Consider the following 14730-nt stretch of genomic DNA (forward strand, 5'->3'; position numbering starts at 1 on the left):
AGATTCACTGCCAATGCATTCCTCAACCAGCTGGTCATACTCCATGGTCCGGTGCAAAGGCGGTGGCCCCGGCGTGCCCATCAAGGGCCCTCTTCAACGGGATGAACAACAAAAACGCAAGGGCAAAAGACAGAACCTCAGCCACAGGCTGGCTATAGATCACACCATCCATTCCAAATATTCCGGGTAAGGTCAGGATCGCCGGGATAAAAAAGATCCCTTGCCTGCTCAAGTTCAGAATCATTCCTTCCCTGGCCTTTCCCAGAGCCAGGAAAAGCGTCGAATAGACCATAAAAAATCCAAACAATATAAAAACGGCCCCGTTGCACAGGAGAACGCTTCCGCCTATTTGCACGATGTTCATATCACCGTGGCTGAAAAGTCCCATAATTTCGTGATTAAAAAAGCAGAGCGACAGCGCCACGACAGCACAATACCCCCCTGTCCATTTGAGCGCGGCGGCCGTGGATTCCTTGAGACGACCATAATTGCCGGCCCCATAGCTGTATCCCGCCAACGGCTGAAACCCTTTGACAAATCCAAAAATAACATACGACACCAAAGCCAATATTCTCAATGCGATTCCGATACTGGCCACAGCTGCGTCGCCATATTCGCTGATCGCCGTATTCGTCATTCCCATTGAAACACCTGAAAGCAGCTGAAAAGCGAACATTGGAAGGCCTATCTTGAGCACATCGAGATATACTTTTTTTTCAAAAGCTATATGACGTGGCGCTATTTCAACATTTGCCCTGGAGCTGGAAAAATACCAAATGAAAATCGCAAGCATGGAAATTTGAGAGATGACAGTTGCAACAGCTGCACCATAAACTCCCAATCTGAACATGAAGATGAAAACAGGGTCCAATAGTATGTTCAAAATTCCGCCCAACAACATGACAAGCATCGACATTCTTGCCGCGCCTTCAGAGATGACCACATTATTCATTGCTATATAGCAGACACCGACCGTGGCAAACAGCATATAGACAGTAAAATAGCTTTTGGCATACGGCAAAATTGTTTCCGAGGCACCCAAGGCTATCAATAGTTCCTCACAAAAAAACAAGGAGACGATTGTAATGGCAGCCCCGGCGGCAATGCTGGAAAAAATGGCGGAAGAAGCGGTTTTGTTCGCGGCGAACATGTTGCCGTCTCCCATGTAGCGGGAGATGCATGACGCGGCTCCGGTTCCAAATGTCAGCCCCAAACCAATGACAACCTGCACGACCGGAAAAACAATGGAAACCGCCGCCATCTGGCTGGGGCCGAGCCAACTGATGAAGTACGCGTCCACAACATTATACAAAGCCGAAATCAGCATGCCTATGATGGTCGGAAGCCCTAGCTTCAGGAGGACTGTCGAAACCTTCCCCTCACTCAACAGTCTAATTCTTTTGTCTTTTTCGCTCATGGAATTCTCCCTGGTCGGTTAATGAGGCAAAGCGTATAGTAGCTATACGCTTTGGGTAAAAAATTATTCTTCTCGGGATTCGATATCCTGCGCCATCGTGCTCAGAAAGCGTTTGAGAAACAGAACGTGATCCTCCGATTCTTCCTCCAACAACTTGTTGACCTTCTCATCAAATTCGCGATGGAAACTTGCATGCGTCGAATAAGCGGTCTGCCCCTTCGTGGTCAGACGCAACAAGACCTTCGACTGGTTGTCCGGGTCGCTTTGCTTGGTCACCATCCCTTTTTTCTGCAACTTCTGGACAAGCTGGGAAACGGCCCCCTTGGTGACGCCGAACTTCTGGGCCAGGGCCGCCACGTGAAATCCCGGATTCTCCTTGATCGCGACGATCAGATGGATCTCGGCTTCGAACAAACGTTTATCAGTCCCATAGAAATGAGTCTTCTTGTCATAATCAAAGAGCAGCCACGCCACGCGCAACAGCTGGTAACTGACACCGGATTCTTCCTTGCTACAAACCAACATGCCGGAACCGTATAGCCGCTATACGCCACTGTCAAGCCATTACTCCGAATGAAGTCCTTGCTCCAGGCCCAGCCCCAAATCCAAGGTAAAAACGGCATCCAGGGCAAGGCGAGTCTTCAAGACTGCGGTCGTGGACGGCGCTATCCGCATAAACCGTAATCATAAAACGAGGCCTCACCCACTCAGATTAAAAGCCCTCGCGCATACATTCATGCGCGAGGACCCATATTCAGCGACGCCGTAAACGGGTGAACATGGACAGTTGCTACTCTACGATATCAGAGCTTTTGACTTCGACCTGGTGCCCGGGGCCGGCATCGAAGATGACCGTATAGTCGCCCTCGGGCTTGTCAAAGGTGAACTCACTGTCCTCGTTCATCTTGCCCCGCGCCACCGTGGTATCCGAGGCGTCACGTACGAACACGCGCACGCCCTTGGCCGAGGAGCCGTCCGAGAAACCGCCCTCGCAGGTGACCGTGCCGTCGCCGTTGTCCAGGCAGGAGCACAGGGCCGAATGGGCCGAGGCCGAGACAGGAACGAGCAGGCAGGCCAGCAGGGCCAGCACGGGAAGCATCTTCATGGTCTTGATCATGGTAGTTCTCCAGGCGGAAGCAAACAACAGCGCCGGAAACCCGGTTCAGCGGATTTCCAGCGCCTGTGTCGTTCCTTATTTCTTGGTGGTGAAGGTCAGGGAGAAGGCGTACCAGACGCGATGGGTGTCATCCAGGCGCTTTTCATACTTGCCGATGATGATCTGGCGGCCGGCCGGGCCGATCTTGACGTTGACCGGCTTGCCATTCTTCAGCTCCAGCAGTTCGGGGTGCTCGATGCTTGAATCCGAGGTGCCGGAAACGCGAGCGCCCGCTGCGGGCATGGGCTTGCCTTCATAGTAGAGCATCACCGGCAGGGTGTCGCCCTGCTTCAGGGTGGTGGGGTCCTTGAGCGGCACGATCTCGACGCGCTGGCCCACGGGCTTGTTCATGAACGGCTTCCAGGACACGATTTCCTTGGAATTCTTGAAGGAAAGGCCCTCGTCGAGGATGGTGCCGCGCACTTCCTGCGGGAAATTGAAATTGCGCCAGCCGTCCTCTTCGGTGTTGTACCAATACCGGTTGTCGAAATCGACGGTGAGCATGGCGTACTCGTCATTGAGCCAGGCAAAGGCCTCGCCCTTGCACTCCACCGGCTCCAGAGCCACGGTCCAGGCATTGCCCGTGATGCCTTTCAGGGCCATGATGCGGGAAAGGGGATACGGATCGGTATGACCCGGATGGCCGTAAAGCAGGTGCACCTTGTCGCCCTTCTTTTCAAGCCACATGTCGTGGGCTTGGGCCGCGGTGGCGGCAAAGAGGATCAACAGAAGAGAGCAGATGAATACATGCCGTTTCAACATGAGTGGGTACTCCTTTTTGTAGTTGAAAAAGAAATTCATTTTCAAATAGACAGCCGCATGTATTACGGACGCCGCACAGGGGTGTCAAGAAAAACCGTATCCCTCTAAGGGGGAATCTATACGAAGAGTTGAAAAAGATTGAGGAAACCTCTCGGGAAACAGGAATTCCCGACCCGATTCCACGAAAAAAGCGCGCCGTGCAGAACCAGCAGTCCGGCACTCCCAAAAAGCAAATGGCAAGAAAACAAAAAGCCCTCGCGCAAAATATACGCGAGGGCTTGTCTCTTTTACTGCGACGCCTCGGAGGCGCCAATTGGGAAGCATGGTCCGCTAACTGGCCCTTCCCCGGACCTTTTGCGCCTCCTCGTCCTTGCCCTGTTCGAGCAGGGAACGAACCAGGGTCTCCCAGTAATCGTCCTTGTCCGGACGCAGGGCCGCGCACTGGCGGGCCAGGACCTCGGCCACCTGCGGATCCTCGCCCATGTCCAGATACATGGTGGCCAGCATGTGCATGGCGTGGTCGTCGTTGTGGTTGGCGTTGAGCGCCAGATGCAGGTATTCGCGGCACTGCTGCTGGTCGCCCCGGCCCAGGTGCACCCGCGCCAGGGAACGCAGCACCAGGCGGTCGCCGCCCGGCACCTCGCCCGCCTTGGAATACCACTGTTCGGCCGCCTCCAGGTCTTCATCCCGCTCGGCCAGGTTGCCCAGCCGGATCATGCTGAAGATATGGGCCGGATCGTGCTTGAGGCACTTTTCATACGCCGTGCGCGCCTCCTTGAACTTGCCCAGCCGGTGGTTGGCCCAGCCCAGGTTGTACAGGGCCATGGCGTCGGTCTTGTCGTGCGCGAGAACGGTCTCGAACTCCTTGCGCGCCTCCGCCAGCCTGCCCAGCTGCGCATAGCAGATGCCCAGGGAATTGCGGGAAAGCAGGTTCTTCTCGTCGGCCAGCAGGGAAAGTTTGTATTCCTCCACCGCCCCGTAGATGTCGCCGTCCGTGAAATGCCGGTCCGCGGAAAGGTTGAGGGACACGGAATCGAACACGGCCACGCAGGGCTTGGGCAGCAGCACGGCATGCTCCAGGGCCTTGCGGCAGTTGTCCATCATGTCCGTACGCCGGAAATTGAGATACGGATAGGCGGCCCCGCCCACGGCGATCTCCATGTCCAGCTGGCGGGAGGCCAGCGCCTCCAGCTCCAGGACCTTTTCGCGCAGGTCCTGCTCGGAAATGCCGGGCTGGTAGAGGATGAGCCCCCCCAGGCCGTAGCGTCCGGCCACGGTTTCCTCGCCGAACAGGCTCCGGGCCAGCCCCGTCAGCTTGCGGGCCATGGAATCCATGAAGCTCTGGAAACTGCCGGGTTGGTCGCCCAGTTCGTCCAGCATGCGCACCAGGGTCAGCCCGAAGCGTTCCCTGGACTGGCGGTCCTTTTCCACGTGGGCCACGAAATCCCTGTAGGCGAAAATGCCGTTTTCCTGGTCCTTGCGCGGACCGTCCTCGTCAGCGGGTTCGAAAATGCTCTCGTGCTCGGCCACCAGACGCAGCCGGTCCCCCGCGCTCACGGAAAGGGAAGGATCGCTGACGTGCAGCAGCTCGGCAAAGGCCATTTCCTCCTGCACCTCGATAAGCACGGCCTCGCCCTTGTACACCGTGGGATACCGGCCGCTGAGCCGCTCATCCTCGGTAAGCTGGGCCGTGGCCAGCCCACCGGACTTGGGGGAACTGACCAGGAAGCGCTGGCCCACCCTGGCCCCCACATTGGCTCCCAGGCTCACGGCCATACGCCCCATGGGCAGCATCTCCACCACCTTGCCGCCCTTTTGCAGGATATCGGCAAAGGCGAAGATGCGGTCGCGGCCCAGGTCCTTGGCCGTGGACACGGCGCGCCGGGCCTTCTGCAGCAGCACCCGGGCCTGTTCGGCCGGTTCCCTACGGAACTGCGGTCCCTCCATGGCCTGGGGGTAGTTCACATAGCCGACGCTGGCGGAAATACGGATTATGTCCTGGGTGATCTCGTCCACAAAGGAAAGCTTGGCGATCCCGGCCCGGATGACCTCGGCCAGTTGGAAGCAGGCCTTGGGCTTGGCGTCGGGCAGCAGCACCGCGAACTTGTCGTTGGCAAAGCGCGAGGCGGTCACGTGCTTGGGGCAGACCATCCGGATCATGCGCCCCACCTCGCCCACGATGTCGTCGCCGATCAGGTAGCCGTACCGCTCGCAGACCCGGCGGAAGTTGTCCAGGTCGATGAAGATGACCCCGAACGTGCCGGAAAAGGACGGCAGCTCCATGTTCAGGGGCTTGGCCGAGCAGGCCCCGGTGTGCAGGCAGTCCTGCACCTGTTCGATGGAACGGGTCAGTTCGCTCAGGAAAAACTCGCGGTTGGAAAGCCCGGTGAGCGGGTCGGTGATGACGCGCTTTTCCAGCACGATGCGCTCCAGGGCCGCCGAGGCAAGGGCCATGACATACCTGGGAGCCACCTTGGGCGCGGCAAGGCGCACGCCCCGGGCCACGAAATAGCCCAGCAGCTCGCCGCGCAGCACCAGGGGCAGAAAAAGCTCCCCGTCCTCCTTGCGGAACTCGGGCTCGGCCCGGGCCCCGGCCTCGAAGGGGTCCTCACCCGTGCGCGGGAAGAAAAGACTGTAGGAAGAAAAGGTCAGAAACTCGGAAACAGCATCCTTGAGCGCGTGCTCGTGATCGATGAGTTCCTGGCGGGAAAGGGCCATGCATCCGTCTACGAAAACCGCTTCTTTTGTCCTCATGCCGGGAGCTTACAGCCTGTCTGCACTTTTCTCAAACGAAAAATTCCCCCGGCGGGCTCACCGCCGAAGGCCCTCTGGGAAAAATGCGCACACATAACTATATCAAGACATAAAGATATAGACATCTTCTCCGATATATCATAGCAAGGTATCTCCCCATGACGGTAACAGGACTGATATGAGAACAATCACCGACCCCAGAGAGCTGCAGGAGCTCTGCATCCAGTGGCGGCAGCAGGGCCTGACCATAGGCCTGGTGCCCACCATGGGCTTTTTTCATGCCGGGCATCTCTCGCTCATGGACTATGTGCGGCCGCGCTGCAACCGCATGATCGTGACCCTGTTCGTGAACCCGACCCAGTTCGGGCCGGGCGAGGACCTGGAAGCCTATCCGCACGATTTCGAACGCGACTCCCAACTGGCCAAGGACCAGGACGCGGATATCCTGTTCGCGCCCGAGGCCGGGGCCATGTACGACTCCGACCACGCCACCTGGGTCAACGTGCCCGACCTTTCCACGGGCCTGTGCGGCGGCTCCCGCCCCATCCATTTCCAGGGAGTGTGCACCGTGGTCACCAAGCTGTTCATGCTCACCCAGGCCAGCCTGGCCGCCTTCGGGGAAAAGGACTGGCAGCAGCTGGCCATCATCCGGCGCATGGTCCGCGACCTGAACATCCCCGTGGAGATCCACGGACGCCCCATCGTGCGCGAGGCCGACGGCCTGGCCATGAGCTCCCGCAACGCCTACCTCACCGAGGAGGAACGGGCCTGCGCACCGGCCATCCACGCCGGGCTGGAGGCTGCCGCCGCACTGGTGCGCAACGGGGAAAGGGACGCGGAAACCGTCAAGAATTTCATCCGCGACCGCATCGGGGACGGCGTTCCCATGGGGCGCGCGGACTATATCGAACTGGTGGAACCGGACAGCCTGAAACCCGTCAGGAACATCACCGCGCCCGTGCTGGCGGCGGTGGCGGTCTTCGTGGGCAGGGCCCGGCTCATCGACAACCAATACATAGAGGTATGATACCGTGCCACGGAGATGTTTCCTGAGCGCCAAGATCCACGGCGCAACCATCACCTGCGCCAAGCTGGAATACCACGGCAGCCTGTCCATCGACACGGAGCTGCTCAAGGCCGCCGGAATCCTGCCCTTCGAGCAGGTGGACGTCTACAACCTGGACAACGGAGAGCGCCTGACCACCTACGCCATCCCGGGAGGCCCCGGCGAAATCTGCCTCAACGGGGCGGCCGCCCACAAGGGCGAGGTGGGCCAGCGCGTCATCATCGCCACCTACCAGTGGGTGGAGGAAAGCGAAGCAACCACCCGCGAACCCCACGTGGTCATCACCGACCAGAACAACGGGATCGCGGAAATCATAGACTACAAAATCAGCCTGGGTCTCTAGGCGCGATTCAAATCAAGGTTTACAGGAGGAATCGAGAATGTTGTTTCCCAAAGGAAAGTACCTGTTCACTTCGGAGTCCGTAACCGAAGGACACCCCGACAAAGTAGCCGACCAGATCTCCGACGCCATCCTTGACGCCATCATGGCCCAGGATCCGGAATGCCGCGTGGCCTGCGAAACCCTGGTCACCACCGGCATGGCCTTCATTGCCGGCGAAATCTCCACCACCGCCTACGCCGACTTCCCGGACATCGTCCGCGAAACCATAAAGGACATCGGCTACAACAGCTCGGACACCATGGGCTTTGACTGGCAGACCTGCGCGGTGATCTCCTCCATCGACAAGCAGTCCTCGGACATCGCCCAGGGCGTGGACCGCACCAAGCCCGAAGAACAGGGTGCCGGCGACCAGGGCATGATGTTCGGTTTCGCCACCAACGAGACCCCGACCCTGATGCCCACCCCCATTTACTACGCCCACAAGCTTTCCCGCCGCCTGACCTACGTGCGCAAGGAAGGCATCCTCGATTTCCTGCGCCCGGACGGCAAGACCCAGGTCTGCGTGGAATTCGAAAACGGCAAGCCCTCGCGCATCGACAACGTGGTCGTCTCCTCCCAGCACGATGAAAACATCTCCCAGGCCGACCTGAAGGAAGCCATCATGCAGGAGGTCATCCTCAAGACCCTGCCCGAGGAACTGGTCAACGGCAAACTCAAGACCTATATCAACCCCACGGGCCGGTTCGTGGTGGGCGGACCGGTGGGCGACTGCGGCCTGACCGGACGCAAGATCATCAACGACACCTACGGCGGCGCGGGCGCGCACGGCGGCGGCGCCTTCTCCGGAAAGGACCCGTCCAAGGTGGACCGCTCCGGCGCCTACATGGCCCGCTACGTTGCCAAGAACGTGGTCGCATCCGGCCTGGCCGACGAGTGCGAAGTACAGATCGCCTACGCTATCGGCGTTCCCGAGCCCGTCTCCGTGGTGGTCAGCTCCCGCGGCACCGGCAAGGTGCCCGACGAAGTCCTGACCAAGGCCGTCACCGAGGTCTTTGACCTGCGTCCCTACTACATCATCGACCGCCTCAAGCTGAAGCAGCCCATCTACCGCAAGACCACCAACTACGGTCACTTCGGTCGCGAGCTTCCCGAATTCCAGTGGGAACAGACCGACGCAGTGGACGACCTGCGCACCGCCTGCAAGATCTAGTAAGGCGAAACGTCACACACTCAAGGGGTGGGAGCATCGCTTCCACCCTTTTTGTTGACAAAAGAGTTAAGCAGCTTTACACATATTTTCATGCGCACCTTGGAAGAGATGAAAAACGAATTCCGCACCCTTGGGGACGCACTGGAAAAATACGTGCAGATCTCCAAGCTGCCCTTTGATTTCGGCGTGGGCATCCAGATCTACCCCTCGGAGATCCACACCGTGGCCGCCCTGTGCGAACAGGGGAACATGAGCATCACCGAACTGGCCAGAAGCAGCGGCGTTTCCAAGGCGGCCATGTCCCAGCTGGTCTCCAAGCTGGAGAAAAAGGGGCTGGTCCACAGGGAGATCTCCCCGGACAACCAGTCCAAGCAGAACGTCAGGCCCACGGAACTGGGCCGCAAGGCCCAGGAGGGGCACATGAAATACCACATGGAGCATGACAGCGAATTCTTCACATACGTGGCCGCCCTGCCCGACACCGAATACGCGGTGTTCAAGAAATTCTGTAGGCAGATGGACAGGTGGATGGACAACTACCTGTCCTAAAAAATTTCAACAAAGAGTTAATCAGCTTAACACATCAAGGAGATCACCATGACCTTTCCGCTTCCCAAGACATCGCTGTCCCCGGTGGAAAACATCCTCATGGACACCATCGCCTGCCAGGCGGTCATGAACGCGGTGCGCATGCGTCTTTTCGACCACCTGGAGACTCCCGCGGACGCGCCCGCCCTGGCCGCCGCCCTGGAACTGAAAAAAGAACCCCTCGAGGCCCTGCTGGACCTGCTGGTCCACCGGGAGCTGCTTCGGGTGGACGGGAAGGCATACGCCAACACCGAAATGAGCGGGGAATATCTCGTCAGCACATCCCCCCTCTACCAGGGACAGGCCCTGGAGCTCCAGTTCCAGCACAACGACGCCCTGCGCCAGGACCTGCCCGCCATGCTCAGGGGGGAAACCCCGGCGCGGGACCAGACGGACGCCGGCTGGGGCGAAAACGACATCATGGAAGGAACGCTGCAGCACGCCCTCAACGGCCAGCTCCAGAAGGCGGTCCGATTCATCGCCGCCCTCCCGGAATTCGACTCCTTCCGCACCATGGCGGACATCGGCGGCAACCACGGGCACTATTCCATGGAGCTGCTGGAACGCAACCCGGACCTGAAAAGCACCATACTCGACCTGCCCCACGTGATTGAGCCCGCCGCGCAGCGCTGCCGGGACAAGGGCTTCGGGGAACGGGTCACGTGCGAACCCTTTGACCTGCGCGAGAACAGCCTCCCGGACGAAGCCTACGACCTGGTCTTCACCTCCCATATCCTCTACGCCTGCAAGGACACCCTGGAACAGGTCTTCCGCGACATATACCAGTCCCTGAAGCCGGGCGGCTGCTTCGCCACCCACCACTTCGCGCCCGAAGGCGGGGCCTCGGAGCACTACAAGCGCAACGTGGAACTGCTGACGCGGCTCATGGGATACGATTCCCACTTCCTTTCCTACCGGGAACTGGAAAAACCACTGCTGGCCGCCGGATTCAAGGACCTGAGCCACACCTTCACGGGCGCGGACGGCCAGACCCTGCTGCTGGTGGCCCGCAAAAAATAGAAACCACGGGGCGGGGGCTGCGGCTCCCGCCCTTTTTCATGCGTCCTCGGGTTCGTCCCCTATGTCCGCGCACAGGATGAGATCCCGGCCCAGGGCCCGGTGATGAAAGACATGGGCGATGGTGATGCAGCGGTTGCCCGAGGCCAGCGAGATGTACGGGGGCGTGGTGAATTTTTCCAGCCCGGCCCGCAGGGGCAGATAGTATTCCTTGAGGGAATGGTCCGTGCCCATATCCGCGGGCTCGTACAGCAGCCGCTTGCTACGCTTGAGCTTGTTCGGGTTGCAGACCGTGCCGGAGACCTGGACGCCGCGCATGTCCAGCACGTAGAGGCACTCTATGCTGGTATAGGCGTCCACGAACCGGGCCAGCTCCAGATCCACCTCCTTGCCGGAGGCGGCGATCTCCATGCCCAGGGTGAGCATGAGCGCGTCGTACTGTGACAGGCGATACTTGCCCTCGTTGATACGCCGCGTCATCCGCTCCTTGTAGGTGGCGGCAAGGGATTCGACGATTCCGGGAACCCCGGAAAGATCCGCATCCGGCGGCCCGGGACGCGCAAAGAGAAATCCCTGCAGGACCTCCACCCCGTTCTCCAGCAGGCAGAGCGCCTCGGCCTCCCGCTCCACGCCCTCGGCCACCACAAGCGCGCCGACGCGCCCGGCCATCTGCGAGAAGCTCTTGACCACCTCCAGCTTGTGAAACTGTTCATGCACGCCCGAAATCAAGGACCGATCCATCTTGAGCACGTCCGGCTTGAGCAACGGGATCCGGTCCAGGTTCGAATGTCCCGCGCCCACGTCGTCCAGGGCGATCAGGAAGCCCCGCTTCCGGTAGAATTCCACGAACTCCAGCAGCACTTCGGTGTCCGGGGCCTCGGATTCGGTGATCTCGATGATCACGCTGCTGGGATTAACGCCGTGCCTGCGCACGGCCTTGAGCAGGCTGCGCGAGCCATTGGGGGCGACCAGGCCCAGGCAGGAGACATCCATGTTCAGGGAAAGCATGAGGCTGCGGTCGGCCCACTGCATGCGGGCGAAATGCTCCAGCGCCTTTTCCCGGCAGGCCCGGTCCAGGGCCAGGCGTGTCCCCGGCTCCGTGGCCAGGGCGAAGAGCACCGACGGGGAAATGGCTTCCCCCGTGCGCGGGTCCGCCCCCCTGGTCAGCGCCTCCAGGGCGAACACCGACTTCCGTTTCAGGGAAACCAGCGGCTGGAACACGGTCCTGAGCCGGTCGTTTTCAATAATTTCCAGGACGGTTCTATCCGAATGCAGCATGGGAAGGCTCCGGGATGGCGACAAGTCGAAAAAAGGACCGCCGGGGAGTGGGACTGCTCCCCGGCGGCAGGTGCGGAGTGTATGTTTTCGCTTTCCTTAGAGGATACCGTCTTCTCCGGTTCTGATGCGCATGGCCTTGGCCAGTTCGAGGACGAAGATGACGCCGTCCCCTTCGTTGCCGGTCTTGGCGGCGCTGTTGATGGCCTCGATGGTGGGATCCAGGAAATCGTCGTTCACGCCGATCTCCAGGCGGACCTTCTTGAGCAGGTTCACTTCGATCTCCACGCCGCGGTAGGTTTCGGTAAACCCTTTCTGGCGGCCCGACCCCAGCACGTTGGTCACGGACAGGGAGTAGACCTCCTTGGCGTAGAGCGCCTGCTTCACGGCGTTGAGCCTTTCGGGCCGAATGTATGCAATGACGAGCTTCATGGCTTTATCTCCTTATACTATAGTTAATGGCTGCCTATTCGTTGGTGAAGAGCTGGAAGCCGTTGTAGGACTCGGAGCCGTGTTCGGCCACGTCCAGGCCCTTGAGCTCATCTTCCTTGGACACGCGGAGGCCGAAGAGCCCCTTGACCACGGCGAACATGATGTAGCCGCCGCCGAAGGCCCACAGGAAGAACGCGCCCGCACCCAGGAGCTGCACGCCCAGCAGGGAGAAGCCGCCGCCCATGAACAGGCCGTCGCCCACGTTGAACAGGCCGCAGGAGATGGTTCCCCATGCGCCGCACACGCCGTGCACGGAAACCGCGCCCACTGGGTCGTCCACCTTGAGGACCTTGTCGATGAACTCGATGGACAGGACCACCAGCACACCGGCGATCAGGCCGATAAGGATGGAGGAACCGGGAGTGACCGTGGCGCAGGGGGCGGTGATGCCCACCAGGCCGGCCAGTGCGCCGTTCATGGTCATGGAGATGTCGGGCTTGCCGAAGCGCAGCCAGGAGATGCACATGGCGCCGAGCACGCCTGCCGCGGCGGCCAGGGAGGTGTTCATGGCAATGAGGCCGATGGTGTTGTCCGCAGTGGTGGTGGAACCGGGGTTGAAGCCGAACCAGCCGAACCAAAGGATGAACACGCCCAGCCCGGCAAGCGGGATGTTGTGGCCCGGGATGGCCTTGGCCTTGCCGTCCTCGGTGTACTTGCCCACGCGGGGACCGAGGGCCATGGCGCCCGCCAGGGCCAGCCAGCCGCCCACGGAGTGGACCACGCTGGAACCGGCGAAGTCATTGAAGCCCAAGCCTTCCAGCCAGCCCGCGCCGGCGTCGCCGAGCCACAGGCTGCCCCAGGCCCAGTGGCCGGAGATGGGATAGATCAGGCCGGTGACGATGATGGACACCAGCACGTAATTGGAAAATTTGGTGCGCTCGGCCATGCCGCCCGAGACGATGGTGGCGGCGGTGGCGGCGAACACGCTCTGGAAGAACCAGAAGGTGTAGGTCCAGGGCAGGTCGGCCTCGGCAACGCCGCCCAGGGCGAAACCGGAACCGCCGATGAACCCGCCGATGTCCGTCCCGAACATGAGGGCGAAGCCGAACAGGAAGAAGATGACCGACCCGGCCGCGAAGTCCAGGAAGTTCTTCATCATGATGTTGCCGGCGCTCTTGGCGCGGGTGAATCCCGCTTCCACGCAGCCGAAACCGGCCTGCATGAACATGACCAGGATGGCGGCGACCAGTGTCCAGAGGATGTTGGCGTTATCCTGCGTCAGAAATTCCACCCCGTCTCCGGCCAGGGCGGCGGCGGGCATGAGGGCCACAACAGCGACAGTGAGGTGCGCAAGCACCCTCTTGAACCAGTTTTTCCGGGCATACAGTCCGAACAGCATGTTAAATTCCTCCTTATGGAATGCGTTTGCGACTGAAGCCCCTTAGGCAACCCGCGTGCCAAACTTTTCAACTAGCTTATTTTATTAACTTTAGTGTTTTAAGTCCTTTTCCAGCCTCGGCATTAATTTTCAAATTTGTTATTTTATGGAATTTATTTTTTATTTGATTTTCATTTTTGTAATAATAAAACATTTGTTTTAATCTTGATACAGATAATATTTCTATTTTTGTAAATATGGCATAAAATAATATTTATGCTTGACAAATCCGCAGCCTCTCCATTAGCGATAAGCACATGGACAAATTCTTTAGCAACAACCTCTTTTCCTACCTGTATTTTTGGTACTGGTACGCACGCGCTCGCGGGCACGGAAGGGTTGTGCTGTAGCTGAAGAAAGATACAGAAAAAGAACTTCCAAGGGCCGCGGGCGAATAGCCGGCGGCCCTTTTCTTTGAGGTTCAGCCCGGCAGCGCTCCCGGCCCGAGGGCCAGAAAGGAGAGACAAACATGCATATCGGCAAAGCCATCAGGTTGGAGCGAATCTTCAACCGCAACACGGGAAGGACAATCATCGTCCCCATGGATCACGGCGTCACGGTCGGTCCCATCGACGGAATCGTTGACATGAAGGAAGCCGTGGGCCGCGTGGTCGAAGGCGGCGCAAACGCCGTGGTCGAGCACAAGGGACTGGTTCGCTGCGGCCACCGCGCCGAGGGCAAGGACATCGGACTCATCGTCCATCTTTCCGCCTCCACCTCCCTGTCCCCCTTCCCCAATGCAAAGTCCCTGGTCGCTTCCGTGGAAGACGGCATCCGCCTGGGCGCGGACGCGGTCAGCATCCACTGCAACCTGGCCGACGAAACCGAATCCAAGATGCTCAGCGACTTCGGGAAAATCGCCTCGGACGCCTCCAACTGGGGCATGCCGCTGCTGGCCATGGTCTACGCCCGAGGCCCCAAGGTGAAAAACGAATACGACCCCGAGATCGTGGCCCACTGCGCCCGCGTGGGCACGGAACTGGGCGCGGACGTGGTCAAGGTCTGCTACACCGGCGACGTGGAGACCTTCTCCAAGGTCACGGACTCCTGCTGCGTGCCCGTGGTCATCGCCGGAGGACCCAAGCTTGACAGCACCGAAGACTTCCTGCGAATGGTGCATGATTCCATAGAAGCAGGGGGTGCGGGCCTGTCCGTGGGCCGCAACGTATTCCAGCACAAGGATCCCACCCGACTGGTGGAGGCGCTGAACATGGTTGTCCACGGGGACGTGGAAGTGAAAGACGCACTCGCCCATGTCGGCGAATAGCCGGG

At 59.7% G+C, this 14730-nt stretch carries 14 protein-coding genes; 6 read left to right on the plus strand and 8 right to left on the minus strand.

Translation table 11 applies throughout. The annotated features are described in order from the left end of the window. Nucleotides 1-34: 34 nt before the first annotated feature. The 5 genes from FGL65_RS17505 to FGL65_RS17525 form a co-directional block, all read right to left on the minus strand. Nucleotides 35-1417, minus strand: coding sequence for an MATE family efflux transporter (locus tag FGL65_RS17505; protein ID WP_147822529.1), 1383 nt, complete (start codon nt 1415-1417; stop codon nt 35-37). Nucleotides 1418-1480: 63 nt separating this feature from the next. Beyond that, nucleotides 1481-1942 carry a MarR family winged helix-turn-helix transcriptional regulator gene (locus FGL65_RS17510; protein WP_147822530.1) on the minus strand — a complete coding sequence of 154 codons (462 nt, stop codon included), beginning with the start codon at nt 1940-1942 and terminating at the stop codon, nt 1481-1483. 265 nt (nt 1943-2207) lie between these two features. Beyond that, entirely contained in the window at nt 2208-2534 is a 327-nt protein-coding gene (locus tag FGL65_RS17515) for a hypothetical protein (RefSeq protein WP_250645535.1), read from the minus strand. Nucleotides 2535-2609: 75 nt separating this feature from the next. Continuing rightward, nucleotides 2610-3335, minus strand: coding sequence for a DUF4198 domain-containing protein (locus FGL65_RS17520; protein WP_147822531.1), 726 nt, complete (start codon nt 3333-3335; stop codon nt 2610-2612). 330 nt (nt 3336-3665) lie between these two features. Continuing rightward, complete coding sequence (locus FGL65_RS17525; protein WP_284690579.1) at nt 3666-6053, minus strand: tetratricopeptide repeat-containing diguanylate cyclase; 2388 nt, start codon at nt 6051-6053, stop codon at nt 3666-3668. Between the two features lie 214 nt (nt 6054-6267). On the opposite strand from FGL65_RS17525, the gene panC reads away from it, so the two are divergent. The 5 genes from panC to FGL65_RS17550 all read left to right on the plus strand — a co-directional run bounded on the left by panC (nt 6268) and on the right by FGL65_RS17550 (nt 10316). Next, nucleotides 6268-7116 carry a pantoate--beta-alanine ligase gene (panC, locus tag FGL65_RS17530; RefSeq protein ID WP_147822533.1) on the plus strand — a complete coding sequence of 283 codons (849 nt, stop codon included), beginning with the start codon at nt 6268-6270 and terminating at the stop codon, nt 7114-7116. A gap of 4 nt (nt 7117-7120) precedes the next feature. Next, complete coding sequence (panD, locus tag FGL65_RS17535) at nt 7121-7498, plus strand: aspartate 1-decarboxylase (RefSeq protein ID WP_147822534.1); 378 nt, start codon at nt 7121-7123, stop codon at nt 7496-7498. Nucleotides 7499-7535: 37 nt separating this feature from the next. Beyond that, nucleotides 7536-8708 (plus strand): methionine adenosyltransferase, encoded by a 1173-nt coding sequence (metK, locus tag FGL65_RS17540; protein ID WP_147822535.1) that lies wholly within the window; start codon nt 7536-7538, stop codon nt 8706-8708. A gap of 108 nt (nt 8709-8816) precedes the next feature. Further along, nucleotides 8817-9257: a MarR family winged helix-turn-helix transcriptional regulator gene (locus FGL65_RS17545; protein WP_250645536.1), complete on the plus strand. Its 441-nt coding sequence runs from the start codon at nt 8817-8819 to the stop codon at nt 9255-9257. A gap of 48 nt (nt 9258-9305) precedes the next feature. Next, on the plus strand, nt 9306-10316 hold the full coding sequence (locus tag FGL65_RS17550; protein WP_147822537.1) for a methyltransferase: 1011 nt from the start codon (nt 9306-9308) through the stop codon (nt 10314-10316). A 36-nt stretch (nt 10317-10352) separates the two neighbouring features. Here the strand turns inward: FGL65_RS17550 and FGL65_RS17555 are convergent, their stop codons facing one another. The 3 genes from FGL65_RS17555 to FGL65_RS17565 all read right to left on the minus strand — a co-directional run bounded on the left by FGL65_RS17555 (nt 10353) and on the right by FGL65_RS17565 (nt 13341). Then, the gene (locus tag FGL65_RS17555; RefSeq protein ID WP_147822538.1) at nt 10353-11591 is read right to left on the minus strand and encodes an EAL domain-containing protein; all 1239 of its coding nucleotides are present in this window, start codon (nt 11589-11591) and stop codon (nt 10353-10355) included. Between the two features lie 96 nt (nt 11592-11687). Further along, nucleotides 11688-12020, minus strand: coding sequence for a P-II family nitrogen regulator (locus tag FGL65_RS17560; protein ID WP_147822539.1), 333 nt, complete (start codon nt 12018-12020; stop codon nt 11688-11690). A gap of 34 nt (nt 12021-12054) precedes the next feature. Next, nucleotides 12055-13341: an ammonium transporter gene (locus FGL65_RS17565; RefSeq protein ID WP_431830898.1), complete on the minus strand. Its 1287-nt coding sequence runs from the start codon at nt 13339-13341 to the stop codon at nt 12055-12057. Nucleotides 13342-13927: 586 nt separating this feature from the next. Between FGL65_RS17565 and FGL65_RS17570 the strand changes: the two genes are divergently transcribed. Then, complete coding sequence (locus FGL65_RS17570; protein WP_147822541.1) at nt 13928-14725, plus strand: 2-amino-3,7-dideoxy-D-threo-hept-6-ulosonate synthase; 798 nt, start codon at nt 13928-13930, stop codon at nt 14723-14725. Nucleotides 14726-14730 lie beyond the last annotated feature (5 nt).

This window comes from Salidesulfovibrio onnuriiensis, assembly GCF_008001235.1.
In the GTDB taxonomy this organism is placed as follows: domain Bacteria; phylum Desulfobacterota; class Desulfovibrionia; order Desulfovibrionales; family Desulfovibrionaceae; genus Pseudodesulfovibrio; species Pseudodesulfovibrio onnuriiensis.